The organism is Glutamicibacter sp. HZAU (assembly GCF_004100365.1).
Lineage (GTDB): Bacteria > Actinomycetota > Actinomycetes > Actinomycetales > Micrococcaceae > Glutamicibacter > Glutamicibacter nicotianae.
This window is the reverse complement of the sequence record NZ_SCKZ01000004.1, coordinates 265,400-282,725: the sequence shown is the minus strand read 5'-3', so window position 1 is coordinate 282,725 and position 17,326 is coordinate 265,400. Positions and strand designations below refer to the sequence as shown.

Here is a 17,326-nt window from a genome sequence, read left to right as displayed (position 1 = left end):
TTCGGCACGGCCCATAGTCGACGGGAGTTTCACCGTACTCGTCACGACCAGATATGTTGTTTTGCAAGGAGCAAGTGCTCTTCGAATTCCTCTGGTCGTGGTGGGCCGTGTCCCTTCACCGAATCAACGATTACAGATTTGTACGAACCGGCTTCTCTAATTCCTTCTCTTTCAAGGAGTTCCATGGTCATTTTGAACGGTTCATAATGTTCGCGGACGTGGAAGGGGTCGTTCAAATTCTGGAAGTGGTAGATTCTATTAGCTGTCTCTGTTTCCTTGTAAATTACCGAAAGGTCTTCGCGTTCGGAAAACCTGCGACGAAAATCGGACATGGAAATTCTCGGAGGGTCGAATGGTCCATCTAATAGTTGGCGAACTAGACGGCCATGGTATTTAGAGACTCGCGTTTGCGGGGAAAAAGCAAAGACCCCGGAACCAGGCATTGCTGCCGAGAGCCTCATGGCTGCGAAGCCGCCTGCCGATCCGCCGATGAAAAGGACCTTTTTGGCGCCAACCTGAGATTTCACTTTCTGGATCACGTCAATTATGTGCTTTGTCGGATCCACTTGGCTATTTCCAAGGTACCACCCGATTCCGACACTGTCTGAATGAGGAAGAATGGGGTCCGCGAACGCTATGTAGGCGTCCTCTGATTGTAACGAGGTTCGCACGCGGTCAAAACGGGGTAAACGGTCTCTTTGGCGATTAACTGCTCCATGAAGTACGACACGCAAGGTGTCCGACTTACGTAATCCGACGTACCAATCCAGTATCCCTAGCCCGGGGATTGTAAATTGGTGTCTGCCATTTCTCTGAATGCCTGAAAATCTTAGAAACGTCGAGGAGCGTTGTCTGTAGATTGGCACGCGGTAGAGGGGATCAGTGCCGACTTTTTTAGGCCATTCGGGTAATTCGGTGCCAGTCATATGGTTGTCCTGTTCTACCTGTGAATACGTGTGAAAATTAGTACAAATCTAACATGTTGAAATTTGGCAACAAATCTTAGTCCGCGAGTATTGCGTTTTACTAATGGTGAGGATTAGTGAGCTGAGCTCGCAATATCCTGTTGTCTTTGCGCTGAGTCCACGTGGTGGCGTCCGCTGTTTTCATAAGTCTGCAAAGCGATGCCCCTGCCCAATGTTCATTAATACATGAAAACGACATTGCTGATCGTTATTGACGAGGTAAATAGACCGATCGGTTGTAGGCCAGCCTTCAAGTCTTATGGTAACTGTGAAATAGTCCTCTAGTTCGATTCCTGCGGTAACCGAACGATATTCGGATCAATGCTGATAGTTCGAAGTACGAATATACAAACTTTGGATCGCGGCATTCTGAGTGCATTTCAGAAGAGTCATAGAATAGCAGAAATAGTCTCAAGTTGAGCCTTGTAAGTTTGCGAAGCGTAGTGGAAATATGCCGGTCCCCATTTGTGATTCGGGTCCGCAATTACAAGTTCTTGACTAATCCGCGCGACTTTGATACCAGCGTCTTCGGCTAATGTCCAATACTTCTCCACATTCGAGTTAAACCAGTCTGCAGTCATAGGCGAGCGCGATCGGAACAAATTACCATTAGTGTCGTGTGTAGCCCATGGTGTGGCATTAATGACTACTTTCTCCTTTAGACCATTTTGCTCCAGCAATCTAACAAACTTTCCGAGGGCCCAGCTCCAAAGTCGTAAGTGATGCGTCGTTCCGAATTCGTAGGTCCCCCCAGACGGGGCAGTCCCAGGAGTCTTTTTAATTCCGTTTCGGGTTACGAATCCACCCGAACGGACTTTAGTCACGCCTACTCGTTCGATCATTAGATCCCAGACAAGTAGATTGGTGTTCTTGGCATTTCTACGAATTTGCGATGGCAGATTACCGACTATGTCTCCAGCGAGCATTCGCTTTTGAAACGCCCCAGCATCATGTGGGATCACAAATTCTTGCGGATCAGCGGGCATGAAGGCGCTGATAAGAGATTGGCGTGCCACGTAAGTGAGTAGTTCGAAATCGTAATCCTGATAGTACTCAACGGCATCTCGACTGGTACATCCACCATAAATAAACACCCGGGTCATATCAGATGACCTTAGTCGATTGTTTTGCTGAACAGAAAATAGGAAGGAATTTTCGGTCCGAATCGATGTCTCTAGTCCGTGCACTCGGCTTAGGCCGCTCCTTTCAAATGCCAGAATCGTCGGTTTCAGGGCTTTTCGCATGTATATGTACTCGTTGAAGCCATACGAAGAGGCGAAATTCGATGGGTTGAAAAAATTTTGGACTGTTACTCCTAATTTGAAAAAGTCATATGACACCACTTAGAAAGTGGAACCGCCTGGTTCGTAGGGGAGCCTGAACGGCCAGGGAAACCGCGGTCCGGTGCGGATCTCTGCCGGAGCGCTGGGCGCGGCGTGGATAGCAAATGAGGGAGAGAACAGGTCCGATCCATCGTGCGCCAATCTCGTGAGTCCCAGCGCGGCGGCCAAGTTCCCCGGTCCGCGGGCCAACTGGACTTCTGGGATGCGATTGCGCGCGTAGCGGGCTGGGCGTTTCTCCAGCCGGCGGGCCATTGCCAGTTCTGTCCCAGACGTAATTGCGCCTGAGCGTATCAGCACCCCGGACGCAATGCCCGGCGGCGAGCAAACGAAATTCAGGGCATAGTGCATGCCGTAGCTGAAATAAACATATGCATGTCCGGGGTCCAGGAACATGGATGCGTTGCGCTCGGTTTTCCGATCTTTCGAGTGGCTGCCGGGATCATAGGGGCCACCGGTGCCCAACCCCATGTATGCCTCGGTTTCCGTGATGCGCACGCTGACCGTTCCTTCGGCGGAATCCACCGTGAGCACTGCCCCGAGCAATTGCGGTGCAACGCTGAGCGCATCGGGCAAGAAGAAAGTGCGGTCCATATCTCCAGTGTGCCTGCTGAAGCCAAATTGTCCCCGGCGCATGCCACGATTCTTATTACTTGGAACTTGGGGGTTCAAGTAACTCGCACTCGTGAAATGGAGGTGGACCATGAAAAAGTCCATTCTGACGGCATTTGCACTTGCCGGAATTCTCTCGCTGGCCGCTTGCGGCGTCTCCACGGAAGATTTCGAGGCCGCGCAGGCCTCAAGCTCGGCCATGGCCGCTGAAGTAGAAACACTTCAAGCTCAGCTGACCGAAACTGAATCGCAATTGGCCTTGGCCCAGGACGAAGCTGCAGAGCTTCGCGCGGCCGAAGAAGAACGCGTCGCTGCCGAAGAAGCCGAGAAAGCCCGCAAGGCCAAGGAGAAGAAGGAGAAGGAAGCCGCGGCCAAGGCAGAGAAAGCCAAGGCCAACAAGGCCCGGAAAATCACCAAGCGCGAATTGGCGCAGATCGTGAAGAAGCCGGACGCGCACATCGACGAGAACGTGATCGTCTACGGGCAGGTCACGCAGTTCGACTCCGCGACCGGTCCCTGCACCTTCCGCGCTGATCTCAGCCACGCGCACGTCGGCAAATACGACTACGAGCACAATTCGATGTTCACCGCCGGCGACGGCCTGGTGGATTGCAAGGTGCTTGATGACATCGTGGCCGAGGATATCGTGCAAATCACCGCGACGGTTACCGGTTCGCTGAGCTACGACACCACCATCGGCGGCTCCACGACGGTGCCGAAGTTCCAGGACGTGAAGATCAAGCGCCTGTAGCCGCACGCGGCGTCAGCGCAACCAGTCCGGCATCGGCAGAAAGCATTTTCTGCCGATGCCGGGCTGCCCGTTTTAACCGGCTGCCAGCAAAACCGTGAACTGTTCGAAACGGCATGGAAACATTGCCGAGAAGCAACCGTTACCCCCGGCAAAAACTTGATACACAGCCGAAACGAAGCAGCGAGCATTCGGAAACATCGGGTTAGTTCAATAGTCATATCACCACCGATACACCGAATAACTTGAGGGGACGTGATCCAGATGGAGTTGGATGTTGCCAGCTTATGGATCCTGATAGCTGCCGCGCTCGTACTGCTGATGACACCGGCACTGGGACTTTTCTACGGCGGCATGACTCGCGCCACCGGAGTCGTGAACATGATGCTGATGAGCTTCTCCGCCGCGGCGATCACAGCAGTCGTCTGGGTGCTGTGGGGCTACTCGTTCTCCGCCGGAGAACCAGCCATCGCCGGGATTGTCGGCAACCCGATCAGCGACTTCGCCATGCACAACACCGAGCAGTCTGAGCTGCTCGCCGCCGGATTCGCCGGAACCTTCGCCATGATCTCCGTGGCCATCATCTCCGGAGCCATCGCCGACCGTGCGCGCTTCGCACCGTGGCTGTTCTTCGTGCCGCTGTGGGTCACCCTGGTCTACGCACCGGTGGCCTTCTGGGTCTGGGGCGGCGGCCTGCTCTCCGCCGACGGCTTCCTGGGCAGCATCTTCGGCGAGGCCATCGACTTCGCCGGCGGCGCAGTGGTCCACACCAACGCAGGTATCGCGGCCCTGGTCCTGGCCCTGAAGCTCGGCCAGCGCCACAACTTCCACGACCGTCCGCAGCCGCACAACACCCCGCTGGTGATGCTCGGTGCAGGCCTGCTGTGGTTCGGCTGGTTCGGCTTCAATGCCGGGGCGGCAACCACCGTCGAGCAGGCAGGGCTCATCTGGGTCAACACCCTGGCAGCTCCGGGTGCCGCAGTCCTTGGCTGGATCCTGGTCGAGAAGCTGCGCGGCTCGCGCCCCAGCTCGGTGGGCGTTGCCTCCGGCCTGGTGGCCGGCCTGGTAGCCATCACCCCATCCTGCGCCGACGTTGCCCCATGGGCCGCCATGCTGCTGGGCGTGCTGGCCGGAGCCGGTGCCGCCTGGGCCGTGAACCTGAAGTGGAAGCTCGGCTACGACGACTCGCTGGATGTTGTCGGCGTGCACCTGGTCGCCGGCCTGATCGGCACCCTGTTCCTCGGCTTCTTCGCACTGCCGACCGAGGAAAGCGCCGGCGGCCTGTTCTACGGCGGCGGAGTAGCCCAGCTGATCGCCCAGACTGCCACCCTGATCGTGGTCATGGTCTTCTCCGCGGTGATGACCTGGGTCATCGCAACGGCTATTGGAAAGTTCAGTCCATGGCGTGTCACGGCAGATATCGAGATTGCCGGGATCGACGAGGCTGAACACAACGAAAATGGATACCAGCTGGTTTCCAAGTAAGGAGTGGAATCTGGAAAATAACGCAGTACAAGCACGAGGGGCTGGACGTTTCTGAAACGTCCGACAAGACCGCCGGTGGGCCATGCAGCCACCGGCGGTCTTGGCATTTGCCGGTGCGCCAGCTGGCACATGTGCAAACCATGGGAATCAGCTTGCCCGGTGGCATCGGCACCGAGAAGGACCTTAGCGTGGCACTGACCAGCCGTTCATTCCTGCGAATAAGGAGAGTGCCATGACCAGCGAACCACAACAGCCATCAGCTCACGGGCAAAAGCCGGTGCTGTCCGGCCCCGGACAGGACAGCGAGTACCTGACCACGACCCAGGGCGCTGAAGTCAACGACACCGATCACTCGCTGAAAGCCGGCGAGCGGGGCCCCACCCTGCTGCAGGACCACCACCTGCGCGAGAAGATCATGCATTTCGATCACGAGCGGATTCCCGAGCGCGTTGTCCATGCGCGCGGTGCCGGCGCCCACGGCACATTCACCAGCTACGGCAATGCCGGCAAGCTGTGCCGTGCCGACTTCCTCAAGCCCGGACGCCAGACCCGGGTCTTCGTCCGCTTCTCCACCGTGGTCGGATCCCGCGGTTCCATGGACACCGCCCGCGATACCCGCGGCTTCGCCACGAAGTTCTACACCAACGAAGGCATCTTCGACCTGGTGGGCAACAACATCCCGGTGTTCTTCATCCAGGACGGGATCAAGTTCCCGGACCTCGTCCACGCCGCGAAGCCGCATCCCGATACGGAGATCCCGCAGGCGCAATCCGCCCACGACACCTTCTGGGATTTCGTCTCCCTGCATACCCCTGCCCAAGCGCATGTGATGTGGCAGATGAGCGACCGGGCGATACCCCGCTCGCTGCGCATGATGGAAGGCTTCGGCGTGCACACCTTCCGCATGGTCAACGAGGAGGGCGCTTCCTCCCTGGTGAAGTTCCATTGGAAGCCCAAGCTCGGGGTCCACTCGCTGGTCTGGGAGGAGTCCCAGCTGGCCGCCGGCGCGGATCCTGACTTCCACCGCCGCGATCTGGCCGAAGCCATCGATGCCGGGGCCTTGCCGGAATGGGAACTGGGCGTGCAGATCTTCCCCGATGACGGTTCGGCGGAATTCGAAGGAATCGATTTGCTCGATCCGACAAAATTCGTCCCCGAAGAGCTGGCCCCGGTGCAGCCGCTGGGCAAGATGGTGCTGGAACGTAACCCGGAGAACTATTTCGCGCAGACCGAGCAGGTGGCATTCCATCCCGGGCATCTGGTTCCCGGCATAGACATCAGCGACGACCCGCTGCTGCAGGCACGGCTTTTCTCCTACCTGGACACCCAGCTCACCCGCTTGGGCGGACCGAACTTCGCGCAGATCCCGGTCAATTCTCCGGATTCGCCGGTCAACGACATGTTCCGCGACGGATTGCACCAGCACCGCGTACCCGAGGGCATCGCCCCGTACAAGCCGAATTCGCTGGATGGCGGCTGCCCCTACATGTCCCAGGTGGTTTCCGGCCAGCAGCCGCCGCTGGACTTCCCGCAGCCAATTGATTCCGCCAAGAAGGTGCGTTCGGAGCCTGCCAGCTTCTCGGACCACTACAGCCAGGCCCGCTTGTTCTACATCAGCCTTTCGGCCGTTGAGCGCGCCCATGTGCAGCAGGCCTACTCCTTCGAGCTGGGCAAGTGCACCGATGCGGCGGTGCGCCAGCGGCAGGTGGAATGCCTGGCGAAGATCGATACCGAGCTGGCATCCGGTGTCGCCCAGGCACTGGGACTGCCGGCGCCGACGGTGCAGCCGCTGGGCCAGCCGGTGGCCAGCCCGTCGCTGTCGCAGATCGGCAACACCTGGCCGGTGGACGGGCGCAAGGTCGGGGTGGTGTTCAACAGCGGCAACCACCAGCACGTGCCGGCAATTGCCAAGGCCCTACGAGAGCGGGGGATGTCCCCGTTGCTCGTTTCGGCCTCCGGCGGCGAGGCGGCTCCGGGCCTGCCCATTGACCGCACCTACCTGACGGCGCGCTCCATCGAATTCGATGCGCTGGTGCTGATCGGCCCGCTGCCGCCAGCCCCGGATGCCGCGGTTTCCCTGGATGCCAAGGCCGGCGCCTCGGGAACCGGCGGGGTTCCCATCGACCCGCGGGTGGCGTTGCTGGTCGCTGAAGCCTACCGGCACAACAAGGCCATCATCACCTTGTCCGGGCTCTCCGACGGCCTGCTGCCAGCAATGGGCCTGGAGGATGACGCGCCGGGCATCGCCCTGGTCGAGATTCCGGCGGTTGCCGAGAGCGCGGAGCAGCTGCTTTCCACCCACCGCGCGTGGGAGCGCTTCCCAGTCGCCGAGTAGCAGCACGGCCAAGCTGCAACGGCGTGCGGCGCGGCAGGCTCAGGGTTCGCCGCGCCTGCCGCGCCGCCCTTGGCCTTCCCGCGTGGCCGGTGGCAACCAACTGGCACAGAGATCTGATGAGGAGAGTAGCAAGATGCCTTCAGGAACCGATAGCAATGACGAGAAGGGGCACGTGGCCGATACCGTTGCCAAAGCCCGGCACGCACCTGGACCGGATGCCGAGTCCAAGCCGGAATCCCCGCCGGACATGCACGCGCAGTCGTGGAAATACGCGGCCAAGCGCTCCATCAGCGAATTCTCCCGGAAGAAATGCACGGATATGGCGGCGTCGCTGACCTACTTCGCGATGCTCTCCCTGTTCCCGGCGCTGCTCGCGGTGGTCTCCCTGCTCGGAGTCGCCGGCCAGGCGGAAAACATGACCCGCAACATCCTCTCGCTGCTTGGGGAACTGGCCAGCCTGGAAGTCGTGGAAACCCTGAGGCAACCCATCGAGCAGCTGGCTTCGGCCCCGTCGGCAGGCCTCGCCCTGTTTGCCGGCCTGCTCGGTGCGTTGTGGAGCGCCTCGGGCTACGTCGGGGCGTTCGGCCGCGCCATGAACCAGATCTACGAGGTGGCCGAAGGCCGGCCGTTCTACAAGCTGCGCCCGCTGATGCTGCTGCTGACACTGGTGCTACTTGTTGCCACCAGCGTGCTGGGGCTGCTGCTGATTGTCTCCGGTCCGCTGGCGCAGGCGATTGGCGACGTCTTCGGGCTCGGCGAGCGCGCAGTGCTGGTCTGGAACATCGCCAAATGGCCGGTGATCGTGCTGTGCGCGATTGTGCTGGTTGCCGTGCTGTACTACGGGGCTCCCAATGTGAAGCAGCCGAAGTTCCGCTGGATCAGCCTCGGTTCGGCCATTGCGCTGTTCGTGCTCGCGGTGGCGACCGTGGGCTTCTTCTTCTACGTTTCGAACTTCGGGAACTACAACAAGACCTACGGGGCCATTGGCGGGGTCATCGTGCTGCTGCTGTGGCTGTGGATTGCCAACCTCGCGCTGCTGTTCGGCGCGGTCTTCGACGCGGAAGCCGAGCGCGGGCGCCAGCTGCAGGCGGGGATTGCCGCTGAGCGCTCGGTGCAGCTTCCGCCACGGGATACCAAGGCCAGCGTGAAGCAGGAGGAAAAAGAAGAGCAGGACATCAGCGACGGACGGCAGTTGCGTTTCGCCAGCGAGCTGCGCGCCGAGGAGCAATCGGATCCTCAGTCCAGGCGGAACCCGGGAAGCTGAGCACCGGCCGCACACCACGAGCGTGTACAACGGCCGGATCATCCCCAAGGCAAAGGTGTCCATCAGGTGGGTGCCGGTCGGCGGGCGCGCCGAGGTGGTGCTCGATGTGGCCAAGCAGCAGGTCCTGTGGAATGCCCCCGTGGAAACCTTCGCCGAATACCAGGAGAACCCCGGCGGGGCAGCAAGCCTGGTGGCCGGTTGGGCCAAGCAGGAGCTCACCGGGAAGCCGGCGGAGCCTGGCGGATCGAGCAGTGTCGGCGGGCAGGACCTTATGGATGGCGCTACGGCCGCTGTTCCTGGATTTCGGAGCAGCGGCCGTAGCGCTATTCAAGTTATCTGGCACAGAGCTGTGCCCCATGAATTCGCATTCATGGGGCACAGCTGGTTGCGCTGCTTAGGACAGGTCGTCCTTGACATCCTTGGCGGCGTCCTTGACGTGTTCGCCTGCCTGCTTGGCCTTGGCAGCGGCCTGGTCCTTCACGCCTTCGGCCTGCAGCTGCTCATTGTTGGTGGCATCGCCGATGGCTTCCTTGGCCTTGCCAGATGCTTCCTGAGCCTTGTTCTGGATCTTGTCTCCAATTCCCATGATTCTTACCTCCTGTGTGGATCTGGTGTACTGACAATTTGAACTCTAGGGCAGATTGCAAATCGGGGACCTGAAGCTGGGAATTTCCTTGTGGCGTACTTTGCAGATCATCACAGAGCCGCCTTCAGCGTGACGAATTCCGCAAGCTCTCTCGATGTTGTGCCTTGGGCCCTTGGTGCGATTGCCGGTGCGTCCCTGAACCATCCGCGTTGCGTTGCCAGGTTTGGCCAGCTGATCCGCAGCATCCCCGGATTCTTCCCGCGGAACACTTCAGGGGTGGGACTGTGGTTATTTGCGGTTATCAGGAGCCATTCAGCTGAGCCAAGCACGCAATGGACCTGACTTACACTTGTCAAAAGTTCCGACCAAGGAAAGAGGGCTGATGGACCAGAAGCCGGTGTCATTCAGTACGGGCGAACCACGATATGCAACCCGCAATGGCGAGCCGTGGTGGGGTGCCGAGCAAGCGGTGCGTGATGCCGCCGTGCGCTGCGAAGGCAACCCGGACGGGATGCTGCGCGTGCTGGAAGGCTCGGGGGAAGATCCTCCGGTCCCTGCCGCTGGCCAGACGCAGCGGCTCTGGGAGCTGCTGGCGTCCGTGGCCGCCACCGACCTGGTTGCGGCCAGGACGCTGGAACCGCATCTGGATGCAGCCGGAATCCTGAGCCAGGCGGGCATGCCGTGGCAAGCAGGTACCTCCTGGGGCGTCTTCGCCGCGCAGTCGCCCACCACCGCTCTGGAAGCTGTCCGCGAGTCCGGCGGAGGCTGGGTGCTGAACGGCACCAAGCCCTGGTGCTCCTTGGCCGCCGCGCTGACGCATGCATTGGTCACCGCCCGAACACCGGAGGGGAACCGGCTGTTCATGGTTTCCCTGCGCCACCCCTGCGTTGAACCTGCAACAGGTGGCTGGATCAGCCGAGGCATGGCCCAGCTGCCCAGCGGTTCCGTGGACTTCACCGGAGTGCCGGCCCAACCAGTGCAAGACGCCGGCTGGTACCTGTCCCGCCCGGGGTTCGCCGTTGGCGGCGTCGGTGTTGCCGCCTGCTGGTTCGGGGGAGCGGTGGGAATCTACCGCCATCTGCTGCGCAGCGCCCAAGCGCGCACCCCGGATCAGCTGGCCCTGGCCTGGCTCGGCGAAGCAGACCGCTTGCTCGCCGGTTCCGCCGCGCTATTGGAACATGCAGCCGGGCTGGCTGATGACGGAGAATTGGATGCCATTGCCGCCTATCGGATCCGCGGCCAGGTGGCCTGGGCCTGCACGCGCATCTTGCAGCTCAGCGGCGAGTCCACCGGGCCGGGACCGCTGACCGCCGATGAGGAGCATGCGCGGCGCGCAGCAGACCTGGGCATCTACCTTCGCCAGCACCACGCTGCCCGCGATGACGCGGCCCTGGGCCAGCTGCTTGCGGACCGCGCCGGGAAGGAAGGCAGGAGCACATGGTGAGCTTCACGCATCAGGACCAGGGAACAGCTGCAAGCTGCTGGCAGCAGGCCGGGCTTGGGCGAATCGCCGCACTGGACCCGGAGGACCTCTTCCGCGAAATATCATCGGTGATTGTCCTGGCCGCCCACCCGGACGACGAGACGCTGGGAGCCGGAGGACTGATCCGCATGGCGCTCTGCCGGGGGATCGATGTCCACGTGATCGTCTGCAGCTTCGGCGAAGCCTCCCACCCGCACTCCGCAACCCACACCGCCGCCCAGCTGGCCTCGCTGCGCAAGGAGGAGCTGGCCGAGGCGATGGGCACGCTGCGCGTGCAAGGACCGCAGGCAGGGACGCTGCACCTGCACTGCCTGGGCTTGGGCGACGGGAAACTTGAAACTCAGCAAGCACGGATCCGCGCGGCCTTGGAGCAGCACGCCGCCCAAGGCTGCCTGATCGCCAGCACCTACCGCGCAGACGGGCACCCCGATCACGAAATCCTGTCCCTGATCGCCGCGGACTGCGCCCTGGCGCACAATGCATGCCACCTGGAATTCCCCATCTGGTTCTGGCATTGGGCGCAACCGGACAGCCAGCGCAGCTTCAAGCACTGGCACCGGTTGGCCCTGGACGAATCCAGCGCCCAGGCCAAGGCCCGCGCCTTGGACGCCCACCGATCCCAGACCCGGCCGTTGTCCGCACTGCCCGGGGACGAAGTCCTGCTCGGGGAAAGCTTCCTGCAGCACTTTTCCCAGGGCGCAGAGATCTTCCGCGCCACCTGGCCCGGCCACAGGGACGCCGCGTCCGCTCCGGCAGTATTCGACGAGCTCTACGGGGAGCGCGAGGATCCGTGGGAATACCGCAGCAGCCGCTATGAGCGGCGCAAGCAGCAGATCCTGCTCGCCTGCCTGCCCCAGGAAAGGTATGCGGCGGTGATGGAGCTGGGCTGCTCCATCGGGGTGCAGAGCGCCGAACTGGCCCGCCGCAGCACGCGCCTGCTGGCGGTCGATGCCAGCGCCACCGCGTTGGCCCAGGCGAGGCGGGCCGTGGCCGGAATGGACCACGTCGAATTGCTGCAGGCCACCGTGCCCCGGCAATTTCCGCAACTGGAGCCGGGCAGCTTGCAGCTGGTGGTGCTCAGCGAGATGGGATACTTCCTGGCAGCCGACGAACTGGAGCAGGTGCTCGCCGCCAGCGCTGCCGCACTTCAAGCCGGCGGAGAGTTGGTGCTCTGCCATTGGCTGCATCCCATCGACGGCTGGCCGCTGGACGGGGAAGAAGTCCATCGCATGGCGGGCCAGCTGCGGTGGGAGCGCATCGTGGAGCATCGCGAAGCCGATTTCCTGCTTGAAATACTGCGCAAGCCAGCTGGTGCCCATGGGTAGGCAGCTGGCGGCCATGGCGGTCATCATCCCGGCCCGCGACGAGGAAGAACGCCTGGGCCGTTGTCTGGATTCGGTGCGCGTAGCCATGGACCGCCTGGCGCGTGCCCGCCCGCAGATCCAGGCCAGGGCCATCGTGGTTGCCGACAGCTGCACGGACGGCACGGCGCAGATCGCCGGGCGGCATGCCATCGAGGATTGTCGGATCAGCGTGCAGCAGGTCGGCTTCGGCAATGTCGGTGCGAGCCGGGCCGCCGGAGCACGCCATGCCCTTGATCTCCTCGCAACGGCCAGCGACCCGGGCGCCATCTGGCTGGCCAGCACCGACGCGGATACCTGCGTCCCAGAGCATTGGCTTCAGGGCTTTGCCCGCCTGCATAGCCACGGGGCAGATGCGGTAGCGGGAACCGTGGAACCGGACCGCAGCGAACTCGATGAGCACATCTTCGCCCTATGGCAGCAGGAATACCAGCCGGTGGAGGGGCATGGCCATATCCACGGCGCGAACTTCGGCGTGTGCGCTGCCGCCTATCTGGCTGTCGGAGGCTTCGAGCCGCTGGCGGCCCGGGAGGATGTGGCACTGGTGGAAGCCTTGCGCCAAGCCGGCTACCGGGTCCAGGCCACGGCCCGGCTGCAGGCAACCACCTCTGGGCGCCTGCGCGGCCGGCTGGGCGAAGGCTTCGCGGACTATCTGGCAGCGCTGGAACACCGGATGCTCAACACCGGCTAGCATCCAGCAAGCAGCCCTGGTCCCTGGCATGGAAACAGCCCCCTGGTGAACTGCGCGGTGCGCAGATTACCAGGGGGCTGTGCCAGTGGCAGCGTTGCCAGCTGTCATGAGCTGCTGCCGGACTCCTGTGCGGCGTACCTGTGTACTGGCGCATTCGCGTCGAAATGGGGCACCGCGTGGGCGACCGCACTGTACTGCCAATACTTCACCCGGAATGCTGCCATGCCGCTGTGCTCGGCCTGCGCGAACAAATCCTTGATCGTGCTGCGTGGCGCGCTGGCCGGAACCACTTCCAAGACTGGAGAAGGCTCGGAAATGTGCAAGAATTTCAGCTCCCCGGTCTGCTTTCCAAGCATCGCGACCAGCACCGGCCGCTTGTGCACTGACACGAGGCCCATGACATCGTCGAGCGATTCCTCAGGCTGCGTCATGACCACTGGCATTCCCTGGGTCCAGCCATAATTGCCCAAATGTCTTCTGCCCTCGCGTGATCCCAGCAACTCAGCAACGCGCACCGCAGTCTGGGATCTGACTAGCCTTCCTGGCATGTGAACTACCCTCCACTTCTAGACGATACTTCTCACTTCAACTATGCAGTTTTCCGGCCCCTGAGGCGGCGGCATGGCCTTCAGTGACGCTGCCGACCATACGCCAAGCGGTGGGGGACTTGGTATGAAATTATCATTGGCCCACCAAGTTCTTGTGAACCCGTCTCGATTCTGAGGAAATTCCCAGACTTTATTTTTTACTAGTCAAAAGCCTTATTGCAGGAATTGGCTTGGGCTGCGCGGGCTCGGTTCGCCCATGTAGTTGCATGCCGCTGATCCATCGCCGGCAACCAAGGAAGCTGATTATCGGCTCAGGTGCGCCCAAGCTCGCGCAGTGCCCGATGCGCCGCATGCCAGCCGGCCATGCCATGCACCCCGCCACCCGGCGGCGTGGAAGAGGAGCACAGGTACAGTCCCGGAACGCCGAGGGAATAGGGATTGGGCGAAGCGGAGGGGCGGAAGAATTGCTGGGTGCCGGACAGTGATCCGCCGCCGATATCGCCGCCGACCAGGTTGGGATCCCAAGCCTGCAGCTGTGCCGGGGAAGTGTTCACCCGCTGCACGATCCGGTCCCTGAAGCCCGGCGCGAACCGCTCGATCTGCGCATCGATGAGCGCACCGGCATCCCCGGCATAGCCCTGGGGCACGTGGGCGTAGGACCAGATGACGTGGCGGCCGGCCGGGGCGCGCGAGGCATCGGCGCTCGAAGGCTGGACCACCATCACGAAGGGGCGGTCGGGCATTTTCCCGGAGGCGACCTGGTGCTCGGCGGCGGCCAGCTCGGCGGCATCGCCGATCACATGCACGGTGCCAGCCCGTGCGGTGCGCGCATCCTGCCAGGGGATCGGGCCATCGAGCAGGTAGTCCACCTTGTAGGCGGCGGTGCCGTAGCGCCAGCGTTCGAACCGGCGGCGCAGGCGTGGCGGAAGCTGTCCGCCGGCGATCTGCAGCACCTGGCGGGGCGTGGCATCCAGGAAGGTGAGCTCGGCAGCGGGAAGCTGGGCGAGGCTGGTGATCTGGTGCCCGGTGTGGATCTGCACGCCCAGCCCATCGAGCACCCGCAGCAGCGCGTCGATGATGCTGCCGGTGCCGCCGTGCGCCACCGGCCACCCCCAGGACTGGCCCAGGGCACCGAAAAGCACGCCGAATCCCGAGGTGAACGGGTGGGCGAGCGGCAGCATGGAATGCGCGCTGGAGCCGGCGAAGAGCGCCGCGGCCTGCCGGGTGCGGAATGCCGTTGAGGCGAGGAGCTTCGCCGGCGGCAGCGAGCGCAGCCCGAAGCGCGCCATCAGCACCGGATGCGGCGGGATGCCCAGCAGCGGGCTGGTGGCGTTCTCCAGGATCGCCTGCGGATTGCGCACCAGCGGCCCATGCAGCAGCCGCCAGATCTTCCGGTCGGCGGGGAACTGCCTGCTGGTGGCGTCCATGCTCTGGTGCAGGAAGACCGAGGGGCCGTCGTCCAGCGGGTGGGCCAGCGGGTAATCGTGGAAATCCCATTGCAGGCCATGGCCGGCCAGGTCGAAATGCGCGAATGCCGGGCTGCCGTAGGCGAAGGGGTGGGCGGCAGCCCCCAAATCCACAACGGTGCCCTCGCCCAGCGTGCTGCCGGAGGCCGCCGCGCCGCCCGGATGGGCATTGCGCTCGAAGACCTGGACATCGAAACCGTTCTGCGCAAGCACTGCCGCGGCGACCAGCCCATTCGGTCCGGCCCCGACGACATTCGCCTTCCCATTGCTCATCGGCGACGTTCCTCCTGGTTCTCGTGTTCTTGCGGGGCGAAACGCTCGGGCCAGGTCTCATCGCTCAGCGCCTTGAGCTGGCTGATCTGCGACTCGGCACGATGCGACAGGTCCTGCAGCAGCGCCTGGTCCAGGCGCGGATCGTGGGGCAGCATCAGCAGCAGCGTCTGCCACATGCGCAATTTGGCATTAAGCAGTCCGGTGAGCACATCGAGCTGCACCTGCGCGGCGGCCAGCTTGCGCATCCGCAGCGGATTGAACGGGTTGACATGCCCGGCGAGCTTGGCCACCGGGCCCAGGAGGCGGGCCAGCGGCCGCTGCCTGCATCCCAGCCGGTCCATGATCCGCTTCAGATCCTCCTGGTCGGCCTCCACCTGCCGGTGCAGCGACTCGAAGCGGTCGGCATACGCCGTGCCCGCCCAGGTGTGGTGCGCCGCCTTGAAATGGTTCAGCCCCGATTCGGAACCCAGCAGGTGCTCTCCCAAGTACCTGTGCAGGGTCATCTGGTCGATGGTGTTGTGCGGCATCGTGCCCGTCCTTAGATCTCGAAAGCGGTTGCAGTCTTCTGCTGGCTCGAACGCTAGGGCACCGGCCTCCGCAGGCCAATGGCGCACCACTGATCTGCAGGCTGCACCCAGCCTTCGGCGGCTAGCCGGCAGGGCAGGGACTGGCCTTGAGCAGCCGTGCCAGATGGGCCGCGTTGCGGATGGCAATGCCCGTGGCAATGGCTGTGCTCTCAGGGGACTGCTGCAGATCCTGGCAGTCGGTGGTGTGCATGGCCTGCCCCACCCAGCAGGTCGAGCCCCGGGCCACCAGGGTGAACCCGGCATCGGCCAGGCCCTGGCCCAGATCCGCGATCACGTGGTGCGCGCCGTCCTCATTGCCCACCACTGCCACCAGGCCGACCTTGCCGAAGAGGATCGGGCGGCCCTGCTCGTCGGTTTCCGACAGCTCGGCATCGAGCCGCTCCAGCACCCGCTGGGCCAGGCTTGAGGGGTGGTCCACCCGGATCGGGGTGGACAGCACCAGGGTGTCCGCGGCCAGCAGCGTCTGCCGGATCGGTGGCCACTGGTCGGACTCTTCCATGTCCTTGAGCACTCCGGGCTTCACATTGAAATCGGAAATGCGCAGGATCTCGGAGGGCACCAGGTGCTCCCTGGAATCGGCCGCCACCTGCCGGGCCAGCAAATCGCTGCTGGAGGCCTTGGGCGAGGGGAAAGGGTGCATACCAGGATCAGAGCTTTGATCGGTGTCCGGCCATGATCATGATTCCTTCCCTTCGTGTCTTGCCATGGGCAGTGCTGGGAGCCGGATCAGCGCTTGATGCGCGCATCGATGCGCGCGGCCAGCTCTGCTGCATTTCGCATCGCCCGGTCCAGCGATGCTGCGGTATCCCATAACCCGGCGTGCTTGACCTGCGACGGGCCGGAAGCCAACTGGAAAAGGTCATAGCGCAGATTGCTGCTGGCAGCCTTCAGCACTGCGCTCAGCATGCCCAGGGTAGTGGCGACATCGGCCACCAGTTGCGGCTTGGCTTGCTGCGAGAGCCAGCGCAGGTCATCCAGAGCGGTCATGGCCAGCGCACCGAGTGCGGCAGAGGATTTCGCGGCCTGCAAGCAGGCCTGTGCAAGGCGGCGGTCGCGCTGCTCCGAGGCCGGTTGCGCGTAGGCTACCCCGAACTCCGCGGAAGCCCGCGCATCACGGTCTGCCATGGCCAGCGCGTTGAGCCGCAGCTGCTTGGCCTGTGCCAGCAGGCCGGTGAGTTCGGACTGTGCGGTCGCCGAAGCCGATGCGTAGCCGCCGGACATTGACATCAGCGCGGCGGCGGCTGCGAGCATCAGCGCCGCCGCGGCTCCGCCGCCCGGGTTCCCGTCCGATTCAGCCAGCTCCTCCAGCCAGCGTCCAATGCGTGCATCGCTGATTGGACGCTGCGCCAGGCTATTCGCCATGCCCCTGGTCTTGGCTCGTCGAACCTTCACCGGGCGGGGTCTCGCCCGGTGGTACCGAACCTCCCGGTTCCAGCCCGGTAATCAGTTGCTCTTCTGGATCGGGGTTGGATGTGGCCGCGGCCTCGCGGTTGGCTGAATACGCATCGCCGTGTGCATCGTCGCGTTCGCCATCGTCCTGCGGCGCGGAGAATTCCTGCGGGTTCATCGGGTGCTCCTGTCT

Annotated in this window: 17 protein-coding genes; 7 read left to right on the top strand and 10 right to left on the bottom strand. The window is 62.8% G+C overall.

What is annotated here, in order from left to right; genetic code table 11:
• Positions 1 to 41: 41 nt before the first annotated feature.
• The 3 genes from EKH49_RS16870 to EKH49_RS08070 form a co-directional block, all read right to left on the bottom strand.
• Positions 42 to 926, bottom strand: coding sequence for a hypothetical protein (locus EKH49_RS16870; protein ID WP_236641083.1), 885 nt, complete (start codon positions 924 to 926; stop codon positions 42 to 44).
• Positions 927 to 1,354: 428 nt separating this feature from the next.
• Positions 1,355 to 2,068 carry a DUF6270 domain-containing protein gene (locus EKH49_RS08075; RefSeq protein WP_128470415.1) on the bottom strand — a complete coding sequence of 238 codons (714 nt, stop codon included), beginning with the start codon at positions 2,066 to 2,068 and terminating at the stop codon, positions 1,355 to 1,357.
• A 240-nt stretch (positions 2,069 to 2,308) separates the two neighbouring features.
• The gene (locus EKH49_RS08070; RefSeq protein WP_128470414.1) at positions 2,309 to 2,899 is read right to left on the bottom strand and encodes a DNA-3-methyladenine glycosylase; all 591 of its coding nucleotides are present in this window, start codon (positions 2,897 to 2,899) and stop codon (positions 2,309 to 2,311) included.
• Positions 2,900 to 3,008: 109 nt separating this feature from the next.
• Here EKH49_RS08070 and EKH49_RS08065 point away from each other — a divergent pair, with 109 nt between their 5' ends.
• From EKH49_RS08065 to EKH49_RS08050, 4 genes are all read left to right on the top strand, one after another.
• Positions 3,009 to 3,668 carry a hypothetical protein gene (locus EKH49_RS08065; protein ID WP_128470413.1) on the top strand — a complete coding sequence of 220 codons (660 nt, stop codon included), beginning with the start codon at positions 3,009 to 3,011 and terminating at the stop codon, positions 3,666 to 3,668.
• Positions 3,669 to 3,929: 261 nt separating this feature from the next.
• Positions 3,930 to 5,150: an ammonium transporter gene (locus tag EKH49_RS08060; RefSeq protein ID WP_128470480.1), complete on the top strand. Its 1,221-nt coding sequence runs from the start codon at positions 3,930 to 3,932 to the stop codon at positions 5,148 to 5,150.
• 232 nt (positions 5,151 to 5,382) lie between these two features.
• The gene (locus EKH49_RS08055; protein ID WP_128470412.1) at positions 5,383 to 7,485 is read left to right on the top strand and encodes a catalase; all 2,103 of its coding nucleotides are present in this window, start codon (positions 5,383 to 5,385) and stop codon (positions 7,483 to 7,485) included.
• Positions 7,486 to 7,618: 133 nt separating this feature from the next.
• A complete protein-coding gene (locus tag EKH49_RS08050) occupies positions 7,619 to 8,749 on the top strand; it encodes a YihY/virulence factor BrkB family protein (protein ID WP_128470411.1) in 1,131 nt (376 codons plus the stop codon).
• Between the two features lie 394 nt (positions 8,750 to 9,143).
• Here EKH49_RS08050 and EKH49_RS08040 read toward each other — a convergent pair whose 3' ends face one another.
• The gene (locus EKH49_RS08040; RefSeq protein WP_038991459.1) at positions 9,144 to 9,335 is read right to left on the bottom strand and encodes a CsbD family protein; all 192 of its coding nucleotides are present in this window, start codon (positions 9,333 to 9,335) and stop codon (positions 9,144 to 9,146) included.
• A 382-nt stretch (positions 9,336 to 9,717) separates the two neighbouring features.
• Here EKH49_RS08040 and EKH49_RS08035 point away from each other — a divergent pair, with 382 nt between their 5' ends.
• From EKH49_RS08035 to EKH49_RS08025, 3 genes are read left to right on the top strand one after another with little or no spacing between them, the layout of a single operon-like run.
• A complete protein-coding gene (locus EKH49_RS08035; RefSeq protein WP_128470410.1) occupies positions 9,718 to 10,779 on the top strand; it encodes an acyl-CoA dehydrogenase family protein in 1,062 nt (353 codons plus the stop codon).
• Complete coding sequence (locus EKH49_RS08030) at positions 10,776 to 12,143, top strand: bifunctional PIG-L family deacetylase/class I SAM-dependent methyltransferase (protein ID WP_161567476.1); 1,368 nt, start codon at positions 10,776 to 10,778, stop codon at positions 12,141 to 12,143. Before EKH49_RS08035 ends, EKH49_RS08030 begins: the two co-directional genes overlap by 4 nt.
• Entirely contained in the window at positions 12,136 to 12,870 is a 735-nt protein-coding gene (locus EKH49_RS08025; RefSeq protein WP_128470408.1) for a glycosyltransferase, read from the top strand. The genes EKH49_RS08030 and EKH49_RS08025 overlap by 8 nt, the downstream gene beginning before the upstream one ends.
• Before the next feature lie 104 nt (positions 12,871 to 12,974).
• On the opposite strand, the gene EKH49_RS08020 is transcribed toward EKH49_RS08025, so the two are convergent.
• From EKH49_RS08020 to EKH49_RS07995, 6 genes are all read right to left on the bottom strand, one after another.
• Positions 12,975 to 13,301, bottom strand: coding sequence for a hypothetical protein (locus tag EKH49_RS08020; protein ID WP_236641082.1), 327 nt, complete (start codon positions 13,299 to 13,301; stop codon positions 12,975 to 12,977).
• A gap of 428 nt (positions 13,302 to 13,729) precedes the next feature.
• Positions 13,730 to 15,157, bottom strand: a complete 1,428-nt coding sequence (locus EKH49_RS08015) for a phytoene desaturase family protein (protein WP_128470406.1) — start codon at positions 15,155 to 15,157, stop codon at positions 13,730 to 13,732.
• A complete protein-coding gene (locus EKH49_RS08010; RefSeq protein WP_128470405.1) occupies positions 15,154 to 15,684 on the bottom strand; it encodes a hypothetical protein in 531 nt (176 codons plus the stop codon). Before EKH49_RS08010 ends, EKH49_RS08015 begins: the two co-directional genes overlap by 4 nt.
• Before the next feature lie 121 nt (positions 15,685 to 15,805).
• Positions 15,806 to 16,384: a flavodoxin family protein gene (locus EKH49_RS08005; protein ID WP_330857421.1), complete on the bottom strand. Its 579-nt coding sequence runs from the start codon at positions 16,382 to 16,384 to the stop codon at positions 15,806 to 15,808.
• An 86-nt stretch (positions 16,385 to 16,470) separates the two neighbouring features.
• Positions 16,471 to 17,106, bottom strand: coding sequence for a cyclodeaminase/cyclohydrolase family protein (locus EKH49_RS08000; RefSeq protein ID WP_128470404.1), 636 nt, complete (start codon positions 17,104 to 17,106; stop codon positions 16,471 to 16,473).
• Complete coding sequence (locus EKH49_RS07995) at positions 17,096 to 17,311, bottom strand: DUF6480 family protein (protein WP_128470403.1); 216 nt, start codon at positions 17,309 to 17,311, stop codon at positions 17,096 to 17,098. The genes EKH49_RS08000 and EKH49_RS07995 overlap by 11 nt, the downstream gene beginning before the upstream one ends.
• Positions 17,312 to 17,326 lie beyond the last annotated feature (15 nt).

Excerpts from the sequence above, each read along its gene's own strand:
- EKH49_RS08015 (WP_128470406.1), bottom strand. The coding sequence starts at position 15,157 with ATGAGCAATGGGAAGGCGAATGTCGTCGGGGCCGGACCGAATGGGCTG.
- EKH49_RS08025 (WP_128470408.1), top strand. The coding sequence starts at position 12,136 with ATGGGTAGGCAGCTGGCGGCCATGGCGGTCATCATCCCGGCCCGCGAC.
- EKH49_RS08020 (WP_236641082.1), bottom strand. The coding sequence starts at position 13,301 with ATGACGCAGCCTGAGGAATCGCTCGACGATGTCATGGGCCTCGTGTCA.
- EKH49_RS16870 (WP_236641083.1), bottom strand. The coding sequence starts at position 926 with ATGACTGGCACCGAATTACCCGAATGGCCTAAAAAAGTCGGCACTGAT.
- EKH49_RS08070 (WP_128470414.1), bottom strand. The coding sequence starts at position 2,899 with ATGGACCGCACTTTCTTCTTGCCCGATGCGCTCAGCGTTGCACCGCAA.
- EKH49_RS08060 (WP_128470480.1), top strand. The coding sequence starts at position 3,930 with ATGGAGTTGGATGTTGCCAGCTTATGGATCCTGATAGCTGCCGCGCTC.
- EKH49_RS08040 (WP_038991459.1), bottom strand. The coding sequence starts at position 9,335 with ATGGGAATTGGAGACAAGATCCAGAACAAGGCTCAGGAAGCATCTGGC.
- EKH49_RS08005 (WP_330857421.1), bottom strand. The coding sequence starts at position 16,384 with ATGCACCCTTTCCCCTCGCCCAAGGCCTCCAGCAGCGATTTGCTGGCC.
- EKH49_RS08075 (WP_128470415.1), bottom strand. The coding sequence starts at position 2,068 with ATGACCCGGGTGTTTATTTATGGTGGATGTACCAGTCGAGATGCCGTT.
- EKH49_RS08000 (WP_128470404.1), bottom strand. The coding sequence starts at position 17,106 with ATGGCGAATAGCCTGGCGCAGCGTCCAATCAGCGATGCACGCATTGGA.
- EKH49_RS08055 (WP_128470412.1), top strand. The coding sequence starts at position 5,383 with ATGACCAGCGAACCACAACAGCCATCAGCTCACGGGCAAAAGCCGGTG.
- EKH49_RS07995 (WP_128470403.1), bottom strand. The coding sequence starts at position 17,311 with ATGAACCCGCAGGAATTCTCCGCGCCGCAGGACGATGGCGAACGCGAC.
- EKH49_RS08050 (WP_128470411.1), top strand. The coding sequence starts at position 7,619 with ATGCCTTCAGGAACCGATAGCAATGACGAGAAGGGGCACGTGGCCGAT.
- EKH49_RS08065 (WP_128470413.1), top strand. The coding sequence starts at position 3,009 with ATGAAAAAGTCCATTCTGACGGCATTTGCACTTGCCGGAATTCTCTCG.
- EKH49_RS08035 (WP_128470410.1), top strand. The coding sequence starts at position 9,718 with ATGGACCAGAAGCCGGTGTCATTCAGTACGGGCGAACCACGATATGCA.
- EKH49_RS08010 (WP_128470405.1), bottom strand. The coding sequence starts at position 15,684 with ATGCCGCACAACACCATCGACCAGATGACCCTGCACAGGTACTTGGGA.